Raw genomic sequence first — 24,383 nt, 5'->3', positions numbered from 1 at the left:
GGGCAACGGGCAGCATGGGGCGGCATGGAGCTAGTGCTACTGCCGTTCCGCTGGGTGTACCGCGCGTTGGTGTGGTTCGCGAACTCGCCCCGCACGTTGATCACCTCGTACCTGTTGATGATCGTGGTGGCCGGGGTCATCTACGGGGAGGTCGAGGAGCGCAGCCCGGCCGATGCCGTCTGGTGGGCTGTGGTGACCGCCTCGACCGTCGGATACGGCGACATCTCGCCGACCACCTGGGCGGGCCGCACACTGGCCGCGCTGCTCATCTCGACGATGGTGCTGCTGGTCATCCCGCTGATCACCGCGCACTTCGCGAGCCGGCTCATCGTCGACGACAACGCCTTCGAGCATGAGGAGCAGGAACAGCTCAAGGCCGACGTGCGCCGGATGCGGGCGCTGCTGGAGGAGTTGGCCACCCGGCAGGGGATCGATCTGCCCCCACTGCCGCCGACCCAGCCCGTCAGCGGGCCGGGCAGCGCTGCCCCTCCGGTGGCACGGTCAGGTCGATCAGGTACGCGTCGACAGCGTTGGTGATGCAGGACGTCTGCGGGTACGCGGTGTGCCCCTCGCCCTCCCAGGTCAGCACCCGACCGACACCCAGCATCGACGCGAGCCGCGGGGTCTGCTCGTACGGCGTCGCCGGGTCGCCGGTGGTGCCGACCACCACGATCGGCGGCGCGCCGTTCGCCTTCCCGGTCGGGTACGGGTCACGCCCGCCCGGCCACTCGACGCAGCTCAGCATGCCGACCGCCAACGCCGGCCCGAACAGCGGGTACTTCCCGCGCCACTCGGACTGCAACCGCCGGATCTGCTCCCGGCTCGGCTTCTCCGTCTCGTCGGCGCAGTTGATGGCCAGGTTGGCGTCGAACAGGTTCGAGTAGTGGCCGTTGTCCTCCCGGCCGGCGTACGCGTCGGCGAGCCGGAACACGTCCTTCGGGTCGCCCTCGGCGAGCTTGTCGATCGCCCGGGCCAGCTCCTGCCAGCCGGATTCGGTGTAGAGCGAGGAGATGACGGCGTAGAACACCCAGCCGGCGGTGGCCTCCCGCCCGTCGGCGCCGCGTACCGGGGAGACCTTGGCCTTGTCGATGGCCGAGGTGACAGCGGCGCGGGCGTCCGGGGCGATCGGGCAGCGGCCGGCGTTCGCCGCGCACCAGCGGGTGAAGTTGGTGAAGGCCCGTTCGAAGCCGCGGGCCTGGCTCTCCGAGCCCTCGACCAGCCGCTGCTGCGGGTCGACAGCGCCGTCGAGCACCAGCGCCCGCACCCGCTGCGGGTAGAGCTGGGCGTAGGTGGCACCAAGCAGGGTGCCGTACGAGTAGCCCAGGTAGGTCAGCTTGTCGTCGCCCACGGCGGCGCGTACCGCGTCCATGTCGCGGGCGGCCTGCTCGGTGCCGTACAGCGGCAACTGGTCGCCGTAGCGGTCGCCGCAACCGCGCCCGATCCGCTGGCTCAGGCCGACGAAGCCGTCGAACGCCGACTGGCTCGCCGGGTCCGGGTCGAAACCGAAGCTGGCGTCCAGGTCGGCGTCGGAGATGCACTTGACCGGGCTGGACCGGGAGACCCCGCGCGGGTCGAAGCCGACGATGTCGAAGCGCTCGGTGATCGAGGCGGGCAGCCCGCCGAACTGGGAGCCGAAGGAGAGGTAGACGGCGGTGTCGACACCGGAACCACCCGGACCACCCGGGTTGATCACCAACGAACCCACCCGGTCGCGCTGCTTGGTGGACCGGGCGCGCAGCAGGGCGATCTCGAAGGTCTGCCCGGCGCCCGGGCCGGCGCTCGCCCCGCCGCCGGTGCCCCAGTCACGGGGCACCGCGATCCGGGTGCACTCGTAGCGCATGTTGGGTGCGCTCCGCCCGACCAACTCGTCGGGCACCTCCGGGCAGGGCTTCCAGTTCGGTGCGCTGCCGGTCGGGGCGGCCGCGCCCTCCACCTCGGTGCGCGGCGCGAACGCTGGCAGCGTGCAACCGGCGGTGAGCAGCGCGGCGACGACGAAGGCGGCCAGAGTACGACGGACCCGGCGGCTGGACGCCATCCGAGGCTGGTCGGCGGTGCGGGTCACGTGGTCCTCCGGAATCGGGTCGACGGCCAGGCTACGCCGAGCCGGTGGCGGCTCGGTCCACGGTGGCCGTCGGGTCGCCGCGCAGCACCTGGTCCACGTCGAAGCGGATCGGTCGGTCGAGCTGGTCGTAGCGGCAGGATCGGGGGTCGCGGTCCGGGCGCCACCGAACGAACTGCGCGGTGTGCCGGAACCGTTCGCCCTCCATGGCGTCGTAGCCCACCTCGACCACCAGCTCCGGGCGCACCGGCTCCCACTCCAGGTTCTTGGTGCCGGTCCACCTGCTGACCCCACCCGGGATGCGTTGGCCACGCTCGTGGTCGCCGTGCACCCATGGGTGCTCCCCGCCGGTGTCCCGATAGGGCGCCAGCTCGTCGAGCAACTCGGCGCGGCGGGCCATGCTGAACGACGCGCTCACGCCCACGTGGTGCAGGACCCCGGCGTCGTCGTACAGGCCGAGCAGCAGCGAGCCCACCACCGGGCCGGACTTGTGCCAGCGGAAGCCGGCCACCACCGCGTCCGCGGTGCGGGCATGCTTGACCTTGAACATCAGTCGCTTGCCCGGCTCGTACGGCAGGTCGGCCGGCTTGACGATCAAACCGTCCAGCCCGGCGCCCTCGAAGACGTCGAACCAGCGCCGCGCGGTGTCCGGGTCGGTGGTGACCTGGGTGACGTGCACCGGCGGGCGGACCCCGGCCAGCGCCTCGACCAGCCGCTCCCGGCGGCGTGGGTAGGGCTGGTCGAGCAGGGCCTCGTCACCGATCGCCAGCAGGTCGAACGCGACGAAGTCGGCAGGGGTGGTCTCGGCCAGCATCTTCACCCGGGACGCGGCCGGGTGGACGCGCTGGGCCAGCAGCTCGAAATCCAGCCGTGGCTGGCCGCTCGGCCCGTCGCGCCGAATCACGATCAACTCCCCGTCGACCGCGCACCGCTCCGGTAGCTGTCGGCGGGCCTGCTCGACCACCTCGGGGAAGTAGCGGGTCATCGACTTGCCGCCCCGGCTGGCCAACTCGACCTCGTCGCCGTCGCGGAACACGATGCACCGGAACCCGTCCCACTTGGGCTCGTAGGTCACCCCGGGCGTGGTGGGCAGCTTGGGAACGCTCTTGGCCAGCATCGGCTCGACCGGAGGGTTGATCGGCAGGTCCACGCCGACCAGTCAATCAGACGGTGCCGACAGTCGTGAGGCAGATCACCGTGGATGGCGGGGTGGCGTGTCCCCCTACGCGTCGCTCGTCCCCATCGGGCGAATCGCATAACCGCAGGTCAGAGCTACTTTCACGAGGTGTCCGAGTGGGTCTGTGACTGCTGCGGGCGGTGGCGGGTGAGCGTCGAGCTGATCCGGGGCCGCTACCGGTTCCGGCTGACCCGCCGCTACCCGGAGCGGTTCGGCGGCGGCCGGAACGTGCTCGGAGAGGTCGGCTCGGTGCCCGAGTTGGAGGAGCTGTTGCGTCGGCGTACCCCGCTCACCCTGGCCGACCTGCGCGAGGCCGCCTGATCCGCGCGGTCGGCGTCGTGCGGTGTGGCCCCGGGAACTGCCGGTTGCCAGGCTCGATGTGCCTCCACTGAGGAGGGCCGGACGGGATCGAGCTCCGGTGTCACAATGCTCCCGGCGGCCTCGTCTGCACCCGTGGCGGTGCCGAGCGGCGCCGCCGGGGAGGGGACACCATGCGGTTCGAGGCCGATACCGAGATCGCCGCGGATGCCGAGCAGGTCTGGGCGGTGCTTGTCGACGTGTCCCGCTGGCCCGAGTGGACGGACTCGGTGACCCGGGCCGAGCGGGGGGAGCCGGGTCCGCTGACCGTCGGCGCTACCGCACGACTGACCCAGCCGAAGTTGCGGCCGGCGGTCTGGCGGGTCACCGAGCTGACCGAGCGGCGGGAGTTCGTCTGGGTCTCCGACGCGCCGGGTGTGCGGACCACCGCAGAGCACCGGCTGCTGCCGCTGCCCGACGGGCGTACCCGCGTCGAGTTGGCCTTCAGCCAGTCCGGCCCGCTGGCCGGCTTGATCGGCCGGCTGTACGGCGGGCTGTTCCGCCGCTACGTGCGGATGGAGGCCGACGGGCTCAGGCGTCGCTGCGAGCGGGGCTGACGGCCGGCTTCTCCAGCACTGCCAACGAGATGCCGTTCGGGTCCGGACGGTGCGCCACGATCCGGTAGCCGTGCCGCTGGTACAACCGCAGGTTGCGCGCGCTGTCCGCGCCGGTGAACAGGGTGAAGCGGGCCGCCCGGCCGGCGCAGGCCCGCTCGACGGCGCTGAGCAGTTGCGCCCCGACACCCCGCCCCTGCTGGTCCGGGGCGACCGAGAGGCGGCCGACGTGCGCGGTGTCCCCGGCCAGGTGGGCCCGCACCGAGCCGACCAGTCGGTGCCCCAACCGGGCGGCGAGGACGATGCTCGGGCCGGCCAGCACCGCCGCCACCTCGTCCAACGTCTCGGTCAGCGGTGGCAGGAACGGGTCGGTGTAGTGCTGCGCCTCGCTCAGGTACGCGGCGCGCTGCACGGTGAGGATCTCGCCGGCGTCCACGACACCGGCCGGAACGATGCTCGCCTCGGCGTTCATCGGGGCAGCACACCACAGCCGCCGTTGCCATCGACGGGCGGCCCGACCGCGCCGGCCGTACCCTGACCCGTGTCCGGTCGAGGTCGAGGGGGCAACGGTGGCCGAGCTGACGTACCCGGAGGTGGGGTCGACCCGGCACGGGCCGCTGCCCGGCGGGTACCACCACCTGCGCCACCGGTATCCGTTGCCCGCCGGCTGCTTCGAGACCGCCGCCGACGCGGTCCTGAGCTGGCGGCTGCACCGCGCCGCCGGCGTCCGGATCCGCACCGACGCGCCGCGGGCCACCGCCGGTGTGCTGGTGGCCTCCGGCCTCGGCGTCGGCCCGGCCCGCCTCTGGGGGCCGTGCCAGGTGGTCTGGAGCGCGGACTCGCCCACGCTCGCCGGCTTCGGCTACGGCACCCTGCCCGGGCACCCGGAGCGGGGCGAGGAGGCGTTCGAGGTCGTCCGTGACGACACCGGCGCGGTCTGGTTCGAGGTCCGCGCGTTCAGCCTGCCCGACCGCTGGTTCACCCGCGCCGGAGGCCCGGCGGTCCGGGCCGTGCAGCACACGTATGCCTGGTGGCTCGGCCGTACCCTGCGTCGGCTCTGCGCCGGTCGCTGACCACCAGGGCGCCGGAGCGACTCAGAATCGGGCGAACGAGCGGATCGGGGCGCGCGGGCCGTACTTCGGTGCCCGGATGCCGGCCGCCTCCAGCAGCAGACACACCCGGCCCCGGTGACCTCGGAACGGCTCCAGCAGGGCCATCATCCGGGCGTCGTCGCCCCTCGGTTCGCCAGCCAGCGCCCAGGCCACGGTGTTCGGGATGTGGTAGTCGCCGACGCTGACCGCGTCCGGGTCGCCGTACGCGATCCGGACCACCTCCGCAGCCGTCCACGGCCCGATGCCGGGAATCGCGGTCAGCCGGCGGGTGGCGTCGGCGGCGTCGGTGCTGCGCTCCAGGCGGTCGGCGAGCGCCGCGGCGCGACGGAGCGTGTCGGCTCGGCGCTGCTCCACCCCGAACGGGTGGAACACCCAGTACGGGGCCGCGGCCACGGTGGCTGCCTCGGGCGGCAGGAGCAGCGGCTGCAACGGGCCGGGAGCCGGCTCCCGGAAGTGCCGCACCATCGCCGAGTACGCCCGGTAGGCCTCCTTGCCGGTGACCTTCTGCTCGAAGACCGCGCGCAGAAGTCGGGGGAAGACCTCCCCGGTGGCGGGCATCCGGAGGCCCCGGTGTTCCCGGGCCAGCCGGGCGACCAGCGGGTGCGCCGCTGCCAGTTCGGTGAAGCCGGTCAGGTCGTCGCGCAGCCCGGCGATCGCGTCGGCGCGGGCGAGGACGTGCTCCGCTCCGGGCCCGTACCCCTCGGCGAGCAACTCGCCGCCAGCCGGCCGCAGCGCGAGCGTGGCCGGACCGTCAGGGGTGCGGGTGGCCCACCAGAAGGTGCCGGCCGCCACCCGGGCGCACGGATCGTACAGGCTGAAGGTGAGCGCCCGGACCGAGGCGGTCAGCCGATAGCCGACCGGTGGGTGCAGCACCCTGGTCGCGGCGGGTTCGGTCTCGGTCACCCCGTCACTCTGCCAGGTCACCGGGAGGGCTGGCGACCGCCGTACCGGTCCCGCTCGCGGTTGAGGAGCTTCGCGGGGATACGTTCGCCCGACCGTCCCGGTGTCATTGAACCACCCGAATGGCCAGGATTATCTTGGCGAACAGGCGCATACCGCCCTTATGCCATTTTTGGCGGTGGGTCAGGTATCGATCATGTGGTTGTTTGATTGCCTGCAGGTAAACGCACTGCCCCGGGCCACCTGCGGCGGCCAGCAACTCCCACTCGCGGGAGAACCCGGTTCGGCCCGGAGACCGGTGTCCCGCCGACAGCCGCCACCAGGCGTCGCGCGGCCGACGCCGGATCGCCACGCAGTGTCAACGGGGGATCTGTGGAAGGGCATGCAGTGATGGCTGCGCGAGTCTGTGTCGAATCATCGCGAGTGGGATCTCACCTCGCTACCCGTCCGCAGGGCTGACGGGTGCCCACTGACGAGTGGGCCGTCCCGAGCGGACGGCCCAGCGCGTGATCGCCCTGAAGATCTATCGACTCCTACCGTCGTCGGCACGGCGACGGCTGCTGGGTCTGCTGCCCGCACACCGGCGGATCGGCCTGGTGCAGACGCTCTCCCGACCGCGCGGCGGCGACACGGTGCATCACCTCGGCGCCCGGGTGGCCGTGACCGACGGTGGCGTTCGGACCCGGGCCGAGGTCGTCGCCACGGCGACCCCGTTGGAGCAGTGGCACCGCAACCTCACCGCCGTCACCACCGCGTTGCACTCCGCCGGCATCGAATACCACTGCATTCGTAACGACGACCACCTGCGCAGCACCGTCGCGGTCCTCGACGACCAACGGCCGGCTGTGCAACGCCTCGTCCGCACCGCGCCGACGCTGTCCGGCGCGGACGTCCGGGTGGTGCAGGTCCAACCCCGTCGGGACCAACCGGACGGCGCCCCGACCGAGGTTATCCAGGTCTGCTTCCCGGTGACCGACGCCCGCGCCGGGGTGGTCCTCGGCGCCCAATACGCCTGCGAGATCGAGTTCTGGAGCCGGCACGGGGACATGGTCCGTGCTCCCCGGCGCAACGGGGTCGTCGACGAGGCCCCCGCCCAGGCCCAGCCGGTCCGGGTGGCGGCGGCGCTGATGAGCCACTTCGTGCCCGAGGCCGACGACCACACCTACGGCACCCGCCGGGACCTGGCCGTCCGGGCGCCGGACCGGGTCGGCTTCCCGATCGACGCCGTCTACACCTGGGTGGACGGCTCCGACCCGCAGTGGCTGAAGCGGAAGTCGCTGGCGCTCGGCGCTCCGGACGGCCCGCTGCACGCGGTCGCCGCGAACTCGTCGCGCTACCACAACCGCGACGAGCTGCGGTACTCGTTGCGCTCGCTGCACAGCTTCGCGCCCTGGCTGCGGCGGATCTTCCTGATCACCGACAGTCAACTGCCGAGTTGGCTCGACCCGAGCCATCCGATGATCACGGTCATCTCGCACGCCGAGCTCTTCGCCGACCTCGGCGGCCGGTCGTCGTACAACTCGCACGCCATCGAGTCCCGCCTGCACCGCATCGACGGCCTGGCCGAACACTTCCTCTACCTCAACGACGACGTGTTCCTCGGTCGTCCGCTGCTGCCTAACCACTTCTTCCACGCCAACGGGATCGCGAAGTTCTTCCCCTCGCCGGCCCAGTTCGGCCTGGGGGAGGCGAAGCCGGAGGACCCGCCGGTGAAGGCCGCCGGAAAGAACAACCGTCGGCACATCCAACGGCAGTTCGGTGTGACCATCACGCAGAAGATGAAGCACACCCCGTTCGCGCTGCGCCGCAGCATCATGCAGCAGATCGAGGGCATGTTGCCGGACGAGGTGGCGGCCACCGCGCGGCACCGGTTCCGGCACCACGGCGACCTGTCCATCCCGTCGTCACTGCACCAGTACTGGGCGTTCCTGACCGCGCAGGCCGTCCCCGGCGACATCGAGTACGAGTACGCCGACCTGGGTCACCCCTCGACCCCCGCCCGGCTGGCCGAACTGCTGGGTCGCCGGCACCGCGACGTGTTCTGCCTCAACGACACCGACTCCGACCCTCGGTCGTTCGCCGAGCAGGAGCGGATGCTGGCCGACTTCCTGCCGCGCTACCTGCCCTTCCCCGCCCCGTTCGAGCTGCCGGACGACGTGGTGGCGGAGCGGCGGAACGTGGGCGCGGGGGAGCTGTGGCGGCGCTCGTACCGTCCGGTGCCGGATGCCCGTCGGGGCACCCCGGTCGACGCGCCCACCATGCCCAACAACATGCTAAGCACGGTCACCGGCTTCAAGGCTGTCGTGACGAGGCCGGACGGCTGACCCGACCGCGCCGCCCAGCCAGTGTTTCCGTACACCGTCCCCAGTGGAGTTCAGCTTGGTACGCCCCGCACCCCAGCCGTCGTCCGAGCCGCCACGGGCGCTCGGTGAACCGTCGGGGCTCGTTGACGTCTACCGCCGGGTGTTGAGCGCGCAGACCCGCCGTGCCATCGCGACGAAGGTGAGTCCGCGAGCGCGCCACCAGCTGAAGCAGTGGGTCGCCCGGGCGTCCCGGGACGCCCAGGTGGCGGGACGCCGTAGCGAGCGGCTGGCCCGGCGGCAACCGGAACTGCTCGCAGGTGGTGATCGGGCGGTCGTGACGGCCGACCGCGGGTCGCGGATCGCGAGAGTCGACCCGGCTGTCACGCCGCTGGGCGCCAGGACGGCGAATCTGACGGCCGTAACGGCAGCGCTCGACGAGGCTGGCGTGGACTACTTCCGCGTCCGCGGGCGGTCACCGAGGGCGTCGGTGGTCGCCGTTGACGCCGGCGACCGCAGCCGGGTGTACGACGCGCTCGCGGCGGCCTGCGCCCGAGTGCCCGGTTACGTCTCCGTACCCCGGGCCAGCGGCGAGCGGCCCCCGGCCCCGGGCTTCGAGCCGAAGACGTGGGAGCGGGTTGCGGACGCCCCGGTTGTGCGGCTGACCTGGTACTGGACCGACCCCCGGCATCGGCTGGTGCTGGGGCTGGCGTACGGCTGCGACGTCGAGTTCTGGACCCGGCAGGGGGACACGCTCGTCGCCCCGCGTCGTAACCCGGTGGCGGAGCAGGTCCAGGTGTCGTCGCCTCCGGTCCTCGTGCCCGAGTCCCTGTTCACCGGCCTGGTGCCGCCGACCGCCAGCGTGACCGTTCGCAGTCGGCAGGAGTTCGCGGGGCGGTGCCCCGATGACGTGCCCTTCCCCATCGACGTCGTCTACACCTGGGTGGACGGCACGGATCCGGACTGGCTGCGTCGGCGCGCCGACGTGACCGGGACTCCTTACCACGCGGAGGCAGCGAGCCCGGCTCGGTTCCTCAGCCGCGACGAACTCCGCTATTCGCTGCGCTCGGTGCACCTGTTCGCACCCTGGGTGCGAAACATCTACCTGGTGACCGACGACCAGGTGCCCACCTGGCTTGAGCTGTCCGCGCCAGGGCTCCGGGTGGTCAGCCACCGGGAGATCTTCACGGACCCATCGGTGCTGCCCACCTACAACTCCCACGCGATTGAGAGCCAGCTGCACCACATCGACGGGCTCTCTGAGCACTTCCTGTACTTCAACGACGACGTCTTCCTCGGCACCGAGGTGCTGCCTCAGGACTTCTTCCTGGCCAACGGCATCTCCCGCTTCTTCCCGTCGCCAGCGCTGGTGCCGCCGGGCACCCCGAGTGCCGAGGACATCCCGTCCTCGGCGGCTGGGAAGAACAATCGCGCGCTGATCGCCGAACGCTTCGGAACCGTCCTCAACCAGAAGATGAAGCACATGCCGCACGCGCTTCGGCGCAGCGTTCTCTACGAGATCGAGCAGGAGTTCCCGTTGCCGCACCGCGGGACCGCCGCCAGCCGGTTCCGTGGCCTGACGGACATCTCGATCGCCTCCTCGTTGCACCACTACTACGCGTTCCAGACCGGTCGAGCCGTGCCTGGCGAGTTGGAGTACGCCATCGCCGAGTTGTCCCATCCCGACACTCCCGCGCGGCTTGCGCACCTGCTGGCCCGGCGGGACCGGCACGTCTTCTGTCTGAACGACGCCTTCTCGTCCGAGGAGGACCTGGCCGCCCAGCTCGCGATCATCACGCCCTTTCTGGACACCTACTTTCCAGTGCCCAGCCCGTGGGAGAAGGCCTGACATGATTGCCGTCCACGATCCGCGCCGTCTCGCGGCGACCGTCGCCGCTCTCCTGTGCCGGCAGTGACGCCATGTTCTGGTTGAGACACGGTGTCGGCAGGGCCAATCCCACGTCGTCGCGTCACCTCGCGGCTTATCTCCAGGTCGTCGCGCACCCCGACGACGACCTCTTCTTCCTCAACCCCGCCGTGCAGCATGCGATCGACAGCGGTTCCCCGGTCACCGCGGTCTATCTCACCGCCAGTGAGTCCGACGGCCGCAACGCTCCCCAGAACCACCCCGATCGCCGCGCCGTTCCCGTTGATTTCGCCGGTTACGCCGCAGCTCGCCAGAACGGCATCCGGGCGGCGTACGCACAGATGGCTCTCGGCGACCGGAGGGCCGCCTGGTCGCGGGTCGCTCAGGTGCTGGCGGGTGGCCTGCCGGTAGAGATCGCCACACTGGTCGGCGCGCCCGCAGTACGCCTGGTCTTCTTCAATTTGAGAACGCAGGACGCCGTCGGGGACGAGCCGCCCCGGTGGCTCAGCGCGTTGTGGGAGGGGAGCCTGCCGGCCCTGCCGGCCCTGCGGCCGACGGGCAGCCCGTTGGAGGCTGTCGGCGAGTACGACCGGGAGCAACTGCTCACCGCGCTGACGGCGCTGCTGCGGGAGGTCGAGCCGACCGTCGTGCGGTTGCTCGACCCCGATCCGGACCACAAGACCTACGACGCCGCCAGCGGAAAGATCGCCTACTCCGACCACCTCACGCACACGGCCAGCGCGTACTTCGCCCTTGAGGCGGTACGACGCTACGAACAGGCCGGCGGGCGGCCGGTCCTACGCGAGAGCTACCGGGGCTACTACAACCGGCACTGGCCGCGCAACCTTGGGCAGGAGGCGTTCGCCGCCAAGAAGGCGCTGCTGGACATCTACGGAGGCGTCCCCCGGGACTGCGGGGACCCGGTGGGTTGCGGCGACTACCAGGTCGGCGATCAGGGCCACGTGCCCGGTTACGGGCAGAGCACCCATCCCCGCTATCCCGGGAGCGGCTCCTGGCTGCTCCGACAGGCCGACGGGCGGCTCGCCGCGTTCGGGGTCCTCGGGGACCGGGCATCGGTGTGGCGGGAGACCCGACCCGGCAGCGGGAAGTGGCGTGGGCCCGATCTGGTCGACGGGGCAGGGCTGGTGCCGCACCTGTACGCGCTTGTGGGCGCCGACGCCCGGATCCACCTCTTCGGTGTCCGGCAGGTACTCGACCTGGCGCGGGAGGGACACCGACGCGTCCTGGTGACCACTGTGGAGTCGGAACCGGGCGGACCGTTCGGGCCCTGGGTGGACCTGGAAAACCCGGCGGACGGCGCGGTCGACGCGGAGGTCCGGCGGCTGGAGATGGGCATGCCGGTTGCCGCTGTCGGCGCCGACGGTCGAGTGCAGGTGTTCGTCCGAAACTTCGGGCGCGGCGTGAGCAGCCGCGTGCAGACCGGCCCGGACACCTGGGGCCCCTGGCGTGACCTCGGCGGCAGTGTCGTGCAGGAGGGGCTCGCGGTTACGAGCACGGCCGACGGTCGCATCGAGCTGTTCGCGGGGACCGACAAAGCGGTGCTGCACTGGCGCCAGGCCACTGTCGACGGGCCGTTCGAACGGCCATCGATGCTGTCCGTTCCGGCCCCGGCGGGTCCGCTGACCGTGGTGGAGGAGCCCGGGGGCCGGCTGCTGCTGGTGTTCCGCGAGGCGGAGAGCGGTCGGGTGCTGGCGCTGCGGCAACGGGTCGGCGGTGGCTGGCCGGTCAACCCGGCGAGCCTCGACGGCCGGGGCGGCTTCGGGTCGGTAGCCGCGGCGGCGGTCCCACGAGATCCGGGCGGGACGGTCCTGGTCAAACGCGATGACACCGGTACGACCAGCCTGTCCTGGCAGCCGGCGGGGCGGGGGGTGTCCACCGCGTGGTCCACCTCCGGTGTCCTCTTCGTCGGCTCCCCGGCGGTGGCGGTGGACGCCGACGGACGAGTTGTGGCTGGTGTTGTCGGGGTGGATGGACGGCTCTGGACGGCCAGGCAGCGGCGGGCGGGCAGTGGCGAACAGTTCGGTGAGTGGACGGCCACAGGGAACGGGCGGAGACGGGCATGAGCGGGACAGGCATGAACGGGGCGCATCTACGCGATCTGGCGTCCGACGCGCTGCGGCGTTGGCCACGGCTGAGGGTCGCCCTGCGCAGAGCCGACCGGCAACTGAGCCGGCAGGTGACGCAGCTGAAGGGCGCCGTCCAGACACCGGCCCCCCGGCGGATCTTCCGGGCCGCACTGCCGGCGGGACCGTCGATCCAGGCACGCTTCGTGGGTGTGCTCGACGGTCACACCCTCAACCTGGACCTTGAGGTGCCGAGTGCGCTCGCCGCCGATGTCGTCGGCGCCGAACTGCACCTCGTCCGTGGGAGTACGCGGCTGACCGTGCCTGCCGACCTACGGCGGGCCAGCGGAGGTCTGGCCGCGTCCGCCGCCGTCCTGCTCTGCGGCCGGCCGGGTGGACTGGATCTGCCCCCGGGTGATCCGTGGCGGGTGGAGTGTCGCCTCATCAGCGAAAGCGGCGGGGGAGATCCCGTCCGGGTGGTCGGCGGCTTGACCGAACGACCTGCGGGACCGACAGTGTCGACGCCGCCCTGCCCCGACTCGGGACACCGGTACCGACCGCTGACCGACCAGGCTGGCCGGCTCACGCTTGCCGTCGCGGTCCCCGGGGCACTGGCCGAGCTGACCGACGTCCGACTCGACTGGACCGGAGCGAGCCTGGACGTGCGAACGGTCGGCTGGCACGCCGACGGGCCGGTGGAGGTCGGGTTGGAGCCGCGGGGCGGCGGCGAGTCGTTCCGCATCGGCGGCGAACCGGTGGGCCCGGACCTGTTGCGATTCGCTCTGCCGTTGTCGCCCATGACGGAGACGGGGCGCGTTCGGGAGCGGACCTTCGACGTCCGCTTGTACGCCGGGCCACGCCGGCTGCGCGTCGGCACGGTGCTGCACGATCTCACCAACCCCAAGAAGTCCCTCCGGCCGCCAGCGGCGATCGTCTGGGCCGCGCCCGGCCGTTCAGTCCGCGTCCGCCCCTACTTCACGCCGGCCGGCAGCCTCGCCCTGGCCTGCCTCCCCATCCAATCCCGCCCGACGGACGGCAAATCATGAAGATCACCTATCTGCTGACCTGGGCCGATGCCATCGGTGGCACCGAACGCACCGTCCTGCGACAGGCGAACTGGTTGGCCCATCGGCATGAGGTGGAGGTCATCGGTGTCCTCCGCACCCGCGACGAGATGCCCTTCGAGGTTGACCCCGCGGTGAAGCTGGTGCACCTGCTCGACACTCGCGGGGGCGTGACCCGGCCGGTACGTGGTGGGATGCCCGACGCCGTCGCCGAGGCGCTGGCCGCCGCGCCCAGCACGTTGGTCCGGCGCCACTGGGAGGGCGCGTTCTCCGCGCTGTCCGACCTCGAACTCGAACGCGTACTCGGCGAGATCGACGCCGACGTGGTGGTTACCACCACCCCCGCACTGCTCGCGGTCGCCGCGACGCTGCTCCCCCGACGGGTGGTGATCGTCGCGCAGGAGCACCGCGTCGCCGAACTTCGGGGCTCCTCCGGTGAGCCGTTCGGGCTCTTCGCCGCCAGGGCCGACGCGATCGCGCTGCTCTCCCGCCCCACCCGGGACTGGTTCGCCGAACTGCTGGTGGACGCTGCTCCCCGCTTGGTCGTGCTGCCCAACCCGATCGAGGACGGTTACCGACCACGGTCGACACGGGAGACCCGTACCGTCGTGATGGCGGGTCGGTTGAGCCCGGAGAAGCAGTTCGAGCATGCGATCGCCGCCTTCGGCCAGATCGCCCCGGACCACCCCGACTGGCGGCTGCGCATCTTCGGAGGCGGTTCACGGGCGCGGCTGGAGGAGCGCATCGCCGGCCTCAAACTCGGCAATCAGGTTCACCTGCTCGGTCCGACGGAGAGCATCGAGGACGAGTGGGCCAAGGCGTCGGTGGCGATGGTGACGTCCCGCGTCGAGTCCTTCGGCCTCACCCTGATCGAGGCGATGAGCGCTGCCGTCCCGGTGGTGGCGTACGACTGCCCCAACGGGCCGCGTGAGGTGATCGAGGATGGCGAAACCGGATTCCTGGTCGCCCCCGACAACATCGATGAACTCGCCGCCGCACTGCGGAAGCTCGTCGAGGACGATGGTCTGCGGCACATGATGGGGCATGCCGCACTGCGCGATGTGGAGCGCTTCTCCGTCGAGAAGGTGATGCCACAGTGGGAGCGGCTCTTCGCCGACCTGCTCGCCGACCGTGACCGCCCGGGCTGGACGGATCGGCGACTGGCCGCGGTGGCCGCGCAGCAGGCCCGGAGGGCGGCGCCGAACGTCGTGCCGTCAAAGGCCGTCGCCCGCAGCGTCGGCGAGGTCGACGTGGAAGCATGGGCGGCCGGAGTCGAGGCCGGCCGGGACGACCTGCTCTGGACACGGGGGCAGTTGACGCGCCTCCGGGACTCCACGCCGTACGAGGTCGCGCGGGACAATCTGGACCTGACAGTGGACAGCCTCGACGCCGCAGGCATCGACTACTTCCTCGTCCGACAGATGTCGCCGACCTTCCGGGTGGCCGTACGGGAGGAGACCCGGCAGTCCGTCGTTGCCGCCCTCGCCCGTCGGCACGCCGGTCGGCCCGTCTACGTGGAAGCCTTCGACCAGCGGAACCGCACGATGGGGGTCTGGCCGGCGGCAGCCACGATCGGGGTCACCGCCATGGCCACGGCCGCCTGGCTGCGGGTCTTCGAACCGGCGATGACCCAGTCGCAGACGCTACGGCTCGGCACCATCTACGGGTGTGCCGTCGAGTTCTGGCAGACCGTCGAGGACGGATCGGACCTCTGCGGCCCGAGCCGGACGTTGGTGGGGGACCGGCTGGCCGCCGAATCCCTCACTCCGGCCGTGGTGACGGTCGGGGGGCGGAACTACCGATCCGTCGAACCGTTCACGCGACGGCTCGCCGACGAGATCACCTTCCCCATCGACCTCGTCTACACCTGGGTCGACGGGGCCGACCCGGTCTGGGCGCGCCGCCGCGCAGAGGCACTGGGGATCGGGTACGCCGAAGAGGGTGCGCTGCAGGGCGCCGAACGTTTCCGCAGTCGGGACGAGCTGCGATACTCGCTACGGTCGGTCGATCTCTTCGCGCCGTGGGTGAACCGGATCTGGATCGTGACCGATGGCCAGGTGCCGGACTGGCTCGACACCGCGCATCCGAAGGTCCGGATAGTCGACCATCAGGAGATCTTCGCCGACCGGAGCGTCCTGCCGACGTTCAACTCCCACGCCATCGAGACTCAACTGCATCACATCGAAGGGCTGTCCGAGCACTTCGTCTACCTCAACGACGACGTCTTCTTCGGCCGGCTCTTCGGACCCGACATGTTCTTCGACCCGGGTGGGCTGCCCAAGGCGTTCAAGAGCCCGACCCAGATCCCGCTCACGCCTCCCAGTCCGGACGACGAGGCGTTCGCGGTGGCCGCCAAGAACAACCGGCGTCTGCTGGAGGGAGCGTTCGGCAAGACGCTGATCCACGCGTTCCTGCACGCTCCGCACGCGCACCGACGCAGCACCCTCTACGACATCGAAGCGGCGTTTCCGGAGTCGGTCCGGCAGACGGCAGCCAACCGCATCCGTTCCACCGACGACGTATCCATGCTCTCGTCCCTGGCGCATCACTTCGGCTTGATGAGCGGACGGACGACGGGAGGGGCGATCCGCTGTACCTTCGCCAACGTCGGGCTGGCCGCGCACCTGCTGCGGCTGGACAATCTGTTGGCCGGCCGAGCCTTCGACGTGTTCTGTCTCAACGACTACCACGACGGCGACGTGCCGGCTGAGGACCAAGCCAGGATCATCGAGGCGTTCCTTGGCGCATACTTCCCCGTCGCCAGCCAGTTCGAGCGGGGTAGTGAGCGCAACCGTCGGCTGTCCGGGGCCGGGGGTCGATGACGGCGGCACCGGACCTCCGCACATGACGGTGGCCGGTCGCGCCCTCCCCGGCGACGACCGACCACCGTGCCCTCGTGGGCGACCAGGCTCAGTACGAGTAGCCGGAGCCTCCGGCGTCGTTCGAGCCGCTGTCCGCCGGCGGTGCGACCGCCTTCGGGGTGCCCTTGGGCAGGCAGCTCAGGTTCTTCTTGCCGTCCGGCTGGACCACGAACCAGGTGCCACCGACAGCCTGGCCCTTCCACTGGCCGGGCTTCTTGTCACCGATGTAGCGGTAGACCGGCCAGCCGGCGATGGTGAGCTGACGGGTGCCGTCCTGCCGGGTCACGCTGCCGACCTTGTCGTCGGAGACGCCGGTGAGCTCCGGGTTGCCGTCGGTCAGTGCCGGGGGCCACACCTCGGCGCACTTGTCGACGCAGTTCGACGACGGCGGGTCGGCGGTGTCCTTGTCGAAGCGGTACAGGATCCAACCGTCCTGGTCGGTGACCACCTTGCCCATCCGGGCCACACTCTTGCCGACCAACTTCTCGGTCAGGTCGACGTCCGCGGGCGGGGCGTCGGCGGCGGGCGCCTCCGGGGTAGCCGAGGCCTCAGGTTCAACCGTCGCGGTGGGCTCGGCCGCGGCGACGGCGACCGGCTCGGCCGCGCTCGAGTTCGCCCCGTCGTAACCCGCGGGAGCGCAGGCCGTTAGTGCGACCATCGCGCTCGCGACGATGACGGTCCGCTTCATCTGTGCCACGTGCCCTCCTCATTCTTGACAGTTCACCCATAGGTACGGCGGGCGGGCTGTCAAGGTTGAAGTAGTAACAGTGGTCAATTTCACGTAAACCGATTGAACCGTTTGGTGCTCCCCTGCGTACGCCCCCGCGAGGGGACCCTTCGCCAACGACAGATCGGCGCCGGTCATTGTGACAATGACCGGCGCCGATGCGGGCAGGCACTCTTACATGGGTACGGTGACCAGCGGACTCGCCACGCCGTTGGCATCCACCGACTGCACCTGGAGCTGCTTGATGTCCTTCGGCAGAGCCGACGTCGAGGCGCTCAGTTCGAGACCCTGCGGCCGGGTGTTGGTGCCATAGCCGCCCTCCGGCACCGACCAGGTCGAGATGACCTCGGTGGTGGCGTTCTTACGTACCACCACCAGTCGACAGATGCGTGGGCCGGGCAGCTTCCGCAGGCTGAAATTGATCCGGGTGCCGTAGTCCTTGGTCACCAGGAACATGGTGGTCTGCACACCGGTGGTCGCGTCGGTCGCCTCGACCTGGTCGCCCTCCACCTCGGTGCCGCCCACACCCGGGCCGCTCGGCGCGGCCGTCGGCGCGCTCGTCGGCGGGGTGGGCGCGCTCGGCGTCGACTCGGCGAGCACCCCCGGCGCCTGCTCGTTGCCGGTCACGCTGACGAAGCCGTACCCGGTCAGACCGCCGAAGACCACCACCGCGGCGGCCGTCGCGAGCATGTGACGAAACCGGGTACGCCGCCGGTCGGCCCGGACCGCGCCGAGCGTCCGGTCCAGCAGGGCCGGGTCGGTCGCCGTCTGCTCCATCGCCATCATCGTCTCGCCGTCGATGTCGGACAGCAGCCCGACCACCGGCACCATCGTCTCCAACTCGGCCGCGCACGCCCAGCAGGTGGCGAGATGCTCCTCGAACCGCTCAGTGTCCTGCTCGTCGAGCACACCGAGCGCGTACGCCGCGACGTCCATGTGGTCCGGCCGGCTCATTCTGTCACCCCCCGCTCCTGCAGAGCCGTGCGCAGCGCGCGCAGCGCGTAGTAGACCCTCGACTTGGCGGTGCCGAGCGGCAGGCCCAACTCCTCGGCGGCCTCCGGCACCGTCCGCCCCCGGAAGTACGTCGAGATCAGGATCTCCCGGTGCGACTGACTGAGCGTCCGCAGCGCGTCCGCCACGGTCATGGTCCGCAGCACCCGGTCGGTGCTGTCCGCCTCGGCGAACGCCGTGAGGTCCCGGTCGTACGTCTCCGGCGGCCGGGCCTCCTGGCTGCGGTGCTCGTCGATGGCGATGCGGCGGGCCACGGTGACCAACCACGGCCGCAGCGAACCCTGCCCCTGGGTGCCCAGGCGGTGCGCGTTGCGCCAGGCTCGCAGCAGCGTCTCCTGGACGATGTCCTCCGCGCGCTGCCGGTCCCCCCCGGTGAGGCGCATGACGAACATCAGCAACGGGCCGGCGTGCTCGGCATAGAGCTGACGGATCAACTGGTCGGAGTGGCTGGCCTCGGTTGTCGTCGCCTGATGGCGCCCGGGCGCCGGTCGCGGCGTCACCGGACCATTCTGGCGAGGCGTCGCCCGCGAGTCGACCCCCCGGGCAGACGAGGTTGACCGTGACGAGGGTCGCGCCGACAACCAGTCAGCGCGTACCGCGTCGCCATGCCAACCGGCCGCCACCGCGTGCATGCAGACCTCCGGGATCGTCCGTGACCAACGCCGGCCCACAAGGTGGGCCGCCCGGTGGTACGCAGCACCGGCCCCAACGGATCAACAATCGGCGAAAATATCTACGGCGCGTTGTCGAGTGGACGGTCAGCGGCGGACTGAGAACAGGCCAGGCGGTGGCGGATCGGAGCCGGTCGCGTCGGCATCCCGGACGATCTGCGCGCCGCTGGCGAAGCGATCCAGGTCGTCGCCGGCCACCACCCGGCCCGGGAACCAGTCGCCGGCAGCGCGTCTGGTCAGCTCCGGCACCGGCGGTGTGGACCGCCCGGCGACCAGCACCAGATTGCCGTACCGGCGTCCACGCAGCACCGCCGCGTCCCCGACCAGACAGGCCTGCGGCAGCACCGAACGGACAGTGGCGACCTGCCCGCGAGCGTGCCGCAGCGGCGGACCGTCGGCCAGGTTCGCCAGGTACCAACCGGCGGGGCGGAGCACCCGGGCCACCTCGGCCGCGTACTCCACCGACGTGAGGTGGGCCGGCGTACGCGCACCGGCGAACACGTCGGCGACCACCACGTCGTAGCTGCCCTCCCGGGTGGACGCCAGCACCGCCCGGGCGTCCTCCACCCGGACCCGCAACCGGGCGTCGGACGGCCACGGCAACGCCCGACGGACCAGCTCCACCAGCGCGCCGTCCACCTCGGACACCCGCTGGGTAGACCCGGGTCGCGTGGCGGAGACGTACCGGGGCAGGGTCAGCGCGCCGCCACCCAGATGCAGCACCCGCAGCGGCGCACCGGCCGGCGCGATCAGATCCACTGCGGCGGCCAACCGCCGCACGTACTCGAACTCGAGGTGGGTGGGGTCGGTCAGGTCGACGTGCGACTGCGGCGCGCCGTCCAGCAGCAGCGTCCACGAGCCGGCCCGGTCCGGAGCCGGCACCAGCTCCGCCAGCCCGGTGTCCACCTGCTCGACGACCCGGTCACCCACCCGTTTACGACCCACCGGAACCAGTATCCGCGCTCATCGGGCGGCGCGGGCCGCGGCGGTCAACGCACGGTGCAGCAGCCGGGAATCGCCGAGCAGGGCCCGCAGCCGGCGCTCCAGGCCGGCGATCGGGATCAGGTTCTGCGGGGCCCGCGGATCCTTGTACGGGGTGGAAGCGAAACGCGGCAGTGTCACCAGCGACAGGTCGGCCAGCTCGATCGCCGCCTCGACGGGCAGGTCGGCGGAGCACTCCACCCGAACGACGCCCGCCCACGGCGCGCCGATCGCCACCGGCAGCCGCAAATACCACGACCAACCACCCCAGGCGGTGCCGAGCCGGAACACCGGGGAGCGCTCACCCGACGCCATGCCCGTCACCACAGCGGTCAGCCGGGCATCCAGGTACTGACTGTGCTGCGTCTTGATGTAGCCCAGGGTGCGCGGCAACTGCCGACGACTGCGCAGCGGGCCGTCCACCACCAACAGGTCACCGTCGACCCGGGCGGCGTCGGACACCGCCACCTCCAACGCGGTCAGCGGGCCCTGCACGGCGGCCGGCAGCTTCGCCAGCTCACCGGTGCCACCCACCCGGTGCACCGGGTAACGGATCGCGCCCGCCACCACATCCCGCGCCGACGGGCTCGCCGTGAACAGGCCCCGACCAACCCGGGTGCCCGCCAACTGCGCCGCACCCCGCCCCAGGTCACACCGGACCACGCCGGCCGCGTACGAGGCGGCCAACCCGGGGAACGACAGGCCGTCGGTCTCCGCCGTCCAGATGCTCGCGTCGATGCGGCGAACCCCGTCGACCAGCAACACCACGTCGGGTGCCCGCACCCCGGGGCGTACCCCGATCGCCCGCCAGTCCACGGCGGGCAACTCCACGTCCGCGTCGACCTGCGCGCTGCTCGGCGCGGCCGGCCCGGCGGCGGACGCCTCGAACGACGCCCCGTACGCCGGGTCCCACGAATCCACGAAGAACGCGGGGTCGCTCGCGCTCACCGGGCTGGTCCTTCGTTCGCGGCTGCGGGGCTCCGCTGCGCTGCGCTCCTCGCGCTCACCGGCCCGTCCGCTCCACGCGCGCGGACCGGGCATCCTTGCGCACCTCGAAGCGGACCGGGATCCGCTCGGCCAACGCCGGCACGTGGGTGACCACGCCGACCATCCGATCGCCCCGGGCCGCCAGGTTCTCCAGGGTCGCCGCCACCGTGTCCAGGGTGGCGGCGTCGAGCGTGCCGAAACCCTCGTCCAGGACGATCGACTCCAGACTCGCCGCCGTGGTGGACATCCCCGCCAACTGCTCCGAGAGCGCCAACGCCAGCGCCAGCGACGCCTGGAACGTCTCACCCCCGGAGAGGGTGCGCACGCCGCGACGCAGCCCCGCGTCGTGGTGGTCGACCACCACGAACTCGCCCTTGTCGTGCACCAGCTCGTACTGCCCGGAGGACAACTCGCGCAGAATCCCCGACGCGCCGTCGACCAGCAGGTCCAACGCCTCGGCCAGCAACCACCGCTCGAAGTTGTTGGCCCGAAGGTGCCCGGCGAGCGCGCGCGCCACCTGCGCCTCCCGCTCGTGCCCCGCCCGCTGCTCGCGCAACGTCCCGGCCTGCTCGCGACGCTCGTGCAGCCGCCGCCGGTCGGCGTCGGCCCGCTCCACCGCCACCGTCGCCGCGTGCACCGGATCGTCCCCGACCGGCACGTCGGCGGCGGCGAAGATGCCCGCGATGGCCCGCTGCACCCCGTCGGCCACCGACTCGGCCTCCGCCACAGCGGCGGCCCGACCGGCCCGCTCGGCGCGGCGTCGGTCCGCCTCGGTGGTCGCCCACTCGGTCAGCGCCGCCCACGCGGCAGCCACGTCGTCCCGATCGGTCGCCGGTGGGCCGAACCGCGCCAACCCGTCCCGGGCGGTGTCAAAGGCCCGCCACGCCGCCCGCAGCCGCTCCTCGGCGGCATCCACCCCGGCCCGGGCCTGCCGAGCGGCCTCGCGGCCGGCCCGGACCGCCGTCGCCGCCTCCTCCAACGCGCGTCGCAACCGGGCGTGCTCGGCCAACTCCCGGCGCAACACGGCCGGCTCGGCCGCACCGGAGAGCTGCCCGTCCAGCTCGGCCAGCCGGGCCTCCATCTGCTCCTGCCGGGCTCGCGCCTGCACCAGCAGCCGCTCCAACTCCCGCGCCGCCGTGTCCCGCTCCTGCACCGTCGCCTGCGCGGCCTTTGTCGCGGCCCGCGCGGCCTTGCCCGCCGCCGTCGCGGCGGCCACCGCCGAATCGGCAGGCACCGCCGGCACCTCGGCCACCGGCTGCTCACACACCGGGCACGCGGCACCGGCATGCAGGTGCACCCGCAGACTCACCGCCAGGTCGGTGGCCTTCGCCTCCTCGTGCGCCCGGAAGGCCGCCTCCAGCTCGACGTCGGCCCGCTCGGCGACCACCCGTGCGGCGGCCAACGCCGCCACCGCGGCGGCGTGCTCCTCATTCGCCGCGCGCACCGTCGCCCGGACCGCGTCGGCCTCACCGGACAGCCGATCCCGATCGTCGTACGCCCGCAGTTGCAGCCGCAGCGCGCTCTCGTCACCGGCGGCGGCCAGCTCACCGCGCAGCTTGTCCTCCCGCTCCTCGGCCAGCGACACCCCGGCCGCAGCCGCCTCGGCGTCGGCCCGCGCCGCCGCGACCGCGCGAGCGACAGCGGTCACCCCAGCCGGCGCGCGTACCCCGGTCAGCACTGTCAGCTCGTCGTCCAGCGCGGTCAGCGCCGCGGCGGCCTCCCGTGCGGTGACCCGGGCCGCAGCCAGCTCCGGCACCGCCTCGGCCACCGCGGCCGCCAGCTCGGCCATCCGCTCCACCCGGGCGTCGGCCTCGGCCAACGCCTCGTCGTCCACGCCGGTCAACCCGGCGAGCACCTGATCGACCGCCTCCAGCCGGGCCTCCGCCTGCGCGGCGCGCGCCGTCGCCTTCTTCTGCACGTCCTCGTAGACGCCGAGGCCGAGCAGGTTGACCAGGATCTGTTGCCGAGTCGCCGGCTTGGCGTGCAGGAAGTCGGCGAACTGCCCCTGTGGCAGCACCACGCAACTGGTGAACTGCTCGTACGGCAGCCCGACCGCCTCCAGCACCGCCTGCTCCATCTCGGCGGGGGTGCCGGCCACCACCTCGCCGAGATCGTCCGGGCTCAACCCGGTGTCCAGTTTGGTCACGTCGAAGCCGGCCGGCATGAGCTGCAACCCGGCGTTCGCGGTCTTCACGTTGCCCCGGCCGTCCCGACGGACCACCCGGGTCGCCACGTACCGGGCGCCGCCGGACTCGAAGACCAACCGCACCCGCGCCTCGGTCGCCGACGGCGCGAGCGCGTTCGCCAACCCTCGGGCGCCACCCCAGCGGGGCACCATGCCGTAGAGGGCGAAGCAGATGGCGTCCAGCACCGTCGACTTGCCCGAACCGGTCGGGCCGATCAGCGCGAAGAAGTCGGCGTCGGTGAAGTCGACAGTGGTCTCGTCCCGGAAGACCGTGAACCCGGCCATGTCCAACCGCATCGGACGCATCAGTGCTCGACCTCCTCGAAAAGCTCGTCGAAGAGCTCCCGGACACCCTCGTCGGCGTGGCCCCGGCTGTCCAGGTAGTCGGCGAACAACTCCCGGGGCGAACGCCCCGAGCGCTGGGCGATGCGCGCGCCGCTGCCCGGGGCGGCCAACAGCTCCGGGTCGATCCGGATCTCCAGGGCCCGGGGGAGCAGCTCCTGGATCTCCTCGCGCAGGCCGGCGCGGGGTTGCTCCCGCACGTACACCCGCAGCCACGCGTCCGGTGCCTCGATCTCGGCGAGCTGGGCGAGGGTGCCCCGCACCGTGCGCAGCGCGCTCGCCGCCGTCACCGGCACCTCCCGCACCCGGGCGGCGGTGCTGGCCGTCACCTCGACCATCGTCACCGAGGGGATGTTCTCCTGCTCACCGAAGTCCACAGCGAGCGGACTGCCGCTGTACCGCACCGGGCAGGGGCCCGTGACCCGCTGCGCCCGGTGCAGGTGACCCAGCGCCACGTAGTGCGCGGTGGCCGGAAAGACGGTGGCCGGAACGGCGTAGCCCAACACGGTGTGCGCGTCGCGCTCGCCACCACCGGTGGCCGCGCCGGTCACCGTCAGATGCGCGGTGACCAGGTGCACCCGGTCCGGTTCGGTGAAACCCTCGGTCAGTCGCCCCAGCACCCGGCCCAGGTGGTCGGCGTACGTCTGGTTGGTCTCCGCGGCGGTCAGCTCGTACATCTCCAACGCGCGCACCGCGTACCGCTGGGACAGGAACGGCAACGCGGCCAGCCGCCACCGCTCGCCACCGGCGGTGGTGCCGTCGATGACGTGCTCGTCCGGATTTTCCCGCACCCCGCCGCGCAGGGTGATGCCGGCGGCATCGGCCCACGGGCGCAGCGCGTCCAGCGCCGGGCCGTTGTCGTGGTTGCCCCCGATCGCCACCACGTCCGCGCCGGTCCGCCGCAGCGCCGTCAACGCCCTGGTGACCAGGCGGGTCGCCTCCGAGCTGGGCGCGGCGGTGTCGTAGAGGTCACCGGCGACGATCACCAGATCCGGCTGTTCGGCACGGGCGATCTCGATCACCCCGGCCAGCACGGCCTTGTGCTCGTCGGCCCGGGACTGCCCCTTGAGCACCTTTCCCACGTGCCAGTCGGAGGTGTGCAGGATCTTCATTGCTGAGCTGGCCTTCCGTTCGCGACTGCGGG

At 71.9% G+C, this 24,383-nt stretch carries 20 protein-coding genes; 9 read left to right on the top strand and 11 right to left on the bottom strand.

What is annotated here, in order from left to right:
- Positions 1-24 precede the first annotated feature (24 nt).
- Positions 25-537 (top strand): ion channel, encoded by a 513-nt coding sequence (locus OG992_RS12540; protein ID WP_238683318.1) that lies wholly within the window; start codon positions 25-27, stop codon positions 535-537.
- On the opposite strand, the gene OG992_RS12535 is transcribed toward OG992_RS12540, so the two are convergent.
- Together OG992_RS12535 and OG992_RS12530 are read right to left on the bottom strand one after the other, a co-directional pair.
- Complete coding sequence (locus tag OG992_RS12535) at positions 464-2,035, bottom strand: alpha/beta hydrolase (protein ID WP_238683391.1); 1,572 nt, start codon at positions 2,033-2,035, stop codon at positions 464-466. The two genes, OG992_RS12540 and OG992_RS12535, sit on opposite strands and share 74 nt — an antisense overlap.
- Before the next feature lie 58 nt (positions 2,036-2,093).
- The gene (locus OG992_RS12530; RefSeq protein ID WP_112584960.1) at positions 2,094-3,209 is read right to left on the bottom strand and encodes an ATP-dependent DNA ligase; all 1,116 of its coding nucleotides are present in this window, start codon (positions 3,207-3,209) and stop codon (positions 2,094-2,096) included.
- A gap of 135 nt (positions 3,210-3,344) precedes the next feature.
- Between OG992_RS12530 and OG992_RS12525 the strand changes: the two genes are divergently transcribed.
- Both OG992_RS12525 and OG992_RS12520 read left to right on the top strand, forming a co-directional pair.
- Positions 3,345-3,557 (top strand): hypothetical protein, encoded by a 213-nt coding sequence (locus tag OG992_RS12525; protein WP_124858806.1) that lies wholly within the window; start codon positions 3,345-3,347, stop codon positions 3,555-3,557.
- A 170-nt stretch (positions 3,558-3,727) separates the two neighbouring features.
- A complete protein-coding gene (locus OG992_RS12520; RefSeq protein ID WP_238683316.1) occupies positions 3,728-4,150 on the top strand; it encodes an SRPBCC family protein in 423 nt (140 codons plus the stop codon).
- On the opposite strand, the gene OG992_RS12515 is transcribed toward OG992_RS12520, so the two are convergent.
- A complete protein-coding gene (locus tag OG992_RS12515; RefSeq protein ID WP_238683315.1) occupies positions 4,125-4,619 on the bottom strand; it encodes an N-acetyltransferase in 495 nt (164 codons plus the stop codon). The genes OG992_RS12520 and OG992_RS12515 overlap by 26 nt on opposite strands.
- A gap of 97 nt (positions 4,620-4,716) precedes the next feature.
- Here OG992_RS12515 and OG992_RS12510 point away from each other — a divergent pair, with 97 nt between their 5' ends.
- On the top strand, positions 4,717-5,220 hold the full coding sequence (locus OG992_RS12510; protein ID WP_238683314.1) for a DUF1990 family protein: 504 nt from the start codon (positions 4,717-4,719) through the stop codon (positions 5,218-5,220).
- 21 nt (positions 5,221-5,241) lie between these two features.
- Here the strand turns inward: OG992_RS12510 and OG992_RS12505 are convergent, their stop codons facing one another.
- Positions 5,242-6,162 carry a DNA-3-methyladenine glycosylase gene (locus tag OG992_RS12505; RefSeq protein ID WP_266303317.1) on the bottom strand — a complete coding sequence of 307 codons (921 nt, stop codon included), beginning with the start codon at positions 6,160-6,162 and terminating at the stop codon, positions 5,242-5,244.
- 473 nt (positions 6,163-6,635) lie between these two features.
- Here OG992_RS12505 and OG992_RS12500 point away from each other — a divergent pair, with 473 nt between their 5' ends.
- From OG992_RS12500 to OG992_RS12480, 5 genes are all read left to right on the top strand, one after another.
- A complete protein-coding gene (locus OG992_RS12500; RefSeq protein ID WP_266303316.1) occupies positions 6,636-8,483 on the top strand; it encodes a stealth family protein in 1,848 nt (615 codons plus the stop codon).
- A 43-nt stretch (positions 8,484-8,526) separates the two neighbouring features.
- Positions 8,527-10,308, top strand: a complete 1,782-nt coding sequence (locus tag OG992_RS12495; RefSeq protein ID WP_266303315.1) for a stealth family protein — start codon at positions 8,527-8,529, stop codon at positions 10,306-10,308.
- Between the two features lie 71 nt (positions 10,309-10,379).
- On the top strand, positions 10,380-12,410 hold the full coding sequence (locus tag OG992_RS12490; protein WP_266303314.1) for a PIG-L family deacetylase: 2,031 nt from the start codon (positions 10,380-10,382) through the stop codon (positions 12,408-12,410).
- Entirely contained in the window at positions 12,407-13,456 is a 1,050-nt protein-coding gene (locus tag OG992_RS12485; RefSeq protein ID WP_266303313.1) for a hypothetical protein, read from the top strand. The genes OG992_RS12490 and OG992_RS12485 overlap by 4 nt, the downstream gene beginning before the upstream one ends.
- Positions 13,453-16,296, top strand: a complete 2,844-nt coding sequence (locus OG992_RS12480; protein ID WP_266303312.1) for a stealth conserved region 3 domain-containing protein — start codon at positions 13,453-13,455, stop codon at positions 16,294-16,296. Before OG992_RS12485 ends, OG992_RS12480 begins: the two co-directional genes overlap by 4 nt.
- An 88-nt stretch (positions 16,297-16,384) precedes the next feature.
- On the opposite strand, the gene OG992_RS12475 is transcribed toward OG992_RS12480, so the two are convergent.
- The 7 genes from OG992_RS12475 to OG992_RS12445 all read right to left on the bottom strand — a co-directional run bounded on the left by OG992_RS12475 (position 16,385) and on the right by OG992_RS12445 (position 24,351).
- The gene (locus OG992_RS12475) at positions 16,385-17,032 is read right to left on the bottom strand and encodes a hypothetical protein (protein ID WP_238683307.1); all 648 of its coding nucleotides are present in this window, start codon (positions 17,030-17,032) and stop codon (positions 16,385-16,387) included.
- A 204-nt stretch (positions 17,033-17,236) separates the two neighbouring features.
- Positions 17,237-18,016, bottom strand: coding sequence for an anti-sigma factor (locus tag OG992_RS12470; RefSeq protein WP_266303311.1), 780 nt, complete (start codon positions 18,014-18,016; stop codon positions 17,237-17,239).
- Positions 18,013-18,705, bottom strand: coding sequence for a sigma-70 family RNA polymerase sigma factor (locus OG992_RS12465; protein WP_238683305.1), 693 nt, complete (start codon positions 18,703-18,705; stop codon positions 18,013-18,015). Before OG992_RS12465 ends, OG992_RS12470 begins: the two co-directional genes overlap by 4 nt.
- A gap of 126 nt (positions 18,706-18,831) precedes the next feature.
- Positions 18,832-19,689 (bottom strand): spermidine synthase, encoded by an 858-nt coding sequence (locus OG992_RS12460; protein WP_266303310.1) that lies wholly within the window; start codon positions 19,687-19,689, stop codon positions 18,832-18,834.
- Between the two features lie 18 nt (positions 19,690-19,707).
- Positions 19,708-20,673 (bottom strand): hypothetical protein, encoded by a 966-nt coding sequence (locus OG992_RS12455; protein WP_238683303.1) that lies wholly within the window; start codon positions 20,671-20,673, stop codon positions 19,708-19,710.
- A 55-nt stretch (positions 20,674-20,728) separates the two neighbouring features.
- Entirely contained in the window at positions 20,729-23,203 is a 2,475-nt protein-coding gene (locus OG992_RS12450) for an SMC family ATPase (protein ID WP_266303309.1), read from the bottom strand.
- Positions 23,203-24,351: an exonuclease SbcCD subunit D gene (locus tag OG992_RS12445; RefSeq protein ID WP_266303308.1), complete on the bottom strand. Its 1,149-nt coding sequence runs from the start codon at positions 24,349-24,351 to the stop codon at positions 23,203-23,205. Before OG992_RS12445 ends, OG992_RS12450 begins: the two co-directional genes overlap by 1 nt.
- Positions 24,352-24,383 lie beyond the last annotated feature (32 nt).

Source organism: Micromonospora sp. NBC_00362 (assembly GCF_026342155.1).
Taxonomy (GTDB): Bacteria; Actinomycetota; Actinomycetes; order Mycobacteriales; family Micromonosporaceae; genus Micromonospora; species Micromonospora hortensis.
Note: the sequence above shows the minus strand (reverse complement) of the source record. Positions and strands in the feature narration are given on the sequence as shown.